The 1320-nt window shown below is 62.5% G+C and carries 2 protein-coding genes; both read left to right on the top strand.

Annotated elements, in window-relative coordinates; all coding sequences use genetic code 11:
- The first annotated feature begins 32 nt into the window (after positions 1–32).
- The gene (locus tag ABT116_RS46960) at positions 33–908 is read left to right on the top strand and encodes an SGNH/GDSL hydrolase family protein (protein WP_298776834.1); all 876 of its coding nucleotides are present in this window, start codon (positions 33–35) and stop codon (positions 906–908) included.
- 158 nt (positions 909–1066) lie between these two features.
- The coding region (locus tag ABT116_RS46955; protein ID WP_351647468.1) for an MFS transporter at positions 1067–1320 on the top strand (254 nt) is incomplete at its 3' end.

Below are 1320 nucleotides of genomic sequence, written 5' to 3'. Positions count from 1 at the left end.
GAAGTCTCACTTTCGACCAATAGGAGCCTCGAGTGACGTGGAAGACGCGCAGCGCAGCCATTCTGGCAGGCGTCGTCGCTGCCGGTTCGATCGCCGCCATCGGGACCGGTGTGTCGAGCGCCGAGACGTCGGACAGTGTTGTCCAGTACGTCGCACTCGGCGATTCCGCAGCGGCCGGCCCACTGGTAAACGCACAGGACTCGTCGTCGCCGGGCTGCCTACGATCACTCGACAACTACCCTTCCGTAGTGGCGCAAAGACTCGGCGCTCAACTCACGGACGTGACCTGCTCGTCGGCGCGATCCGCCAACGTCACGGACACCGCACAACCGACGTTCTCCGGTCAAGTACCGCCGCAGGCAACAGCATTGGGTCCTGACACCGACCTCGTCACCATCACCATCGGCGCCAACGACATCTCGTTGTTCCCGACAGTTCTCAGCTGTGTCAATCCACTTCCCGAACCCACCGGAACTTCCTGCCGTGACAAGTTCACCGCGGGTGGCGTAGATCAGCAGCGACACATGATCGAAAATGTCTCCGCGGGTTGGGGTTCCATGATCGAATCGGTTCGCGACCGTGCGCCATCGGCACGCATCGTCGTGATCGGATACGGGACATACATCGCCACCGGCGGATGCCCCGGCACCCAACCGTTCTGGCCGCGCGACGCCGACTATCTCCAGAGTGTGATCGACTACGGCAACACTGTCATGGCAGCGACCGCTGCCCGTCACGACGTCGAGTACGTCGACATCACCGAAGCCACTGCCGGACATGACATCTGCACGGATCCGGCAACCGCGTTCTACACCGGAATCGTCCCGACCCAGCCGGCGGTTCCACTGCATCCCACCGCAGCCGGAATGCAAGCCATCGGCAACGCCGTCGCCGACGCTCTGTCCTGAGCCCTCCCCAGCACAATTCATTCAGCACTCGCGAAAAGGGTGGAACAACCATGTCAATTCAACGAGACGCTCCACCGCTGCCGTCCGTCGACGGCGCCCCCGTCGGAACCCGTGACAAACTGCTCGGCGGCACACTCGTCGCACTGTTTCTCGCAAACATGCTCAACTTCTTCGATCGGGCGATCCCCTCGGTCGTCGCCGAGCCGATCAAGAACGAGTTCTCGCTCAGCGACCTGCAATTGGGATTGATCACCTCTGCCTTCACCCTCGTCTACGCAGTCGCAGGACTGCCTCTGGGCCGGTTGGCCGACACGAAGAACCGTCCCAAGATCATCGGCATCGGCCTCCTGGTGTGGAGCGGCCTGACGGCAGCAACCGGTGCAGCCGGCAGCTACGTGCTGTTCATCCTCGC

Origin of the sequence: Streptomyces sp. NPDC002130 (genome assembly GCF_040296465.1) — a bacterium.
Taxonomy (GTDB): domain Bacteria; phylum Actinomycetota; class Actinomycetes; order Streptomycetales; family Streptomycetaceae; genus Streptomyces.
This window is presented reverse-complemented; position numbering and strand designations above follow the sequence as displayed.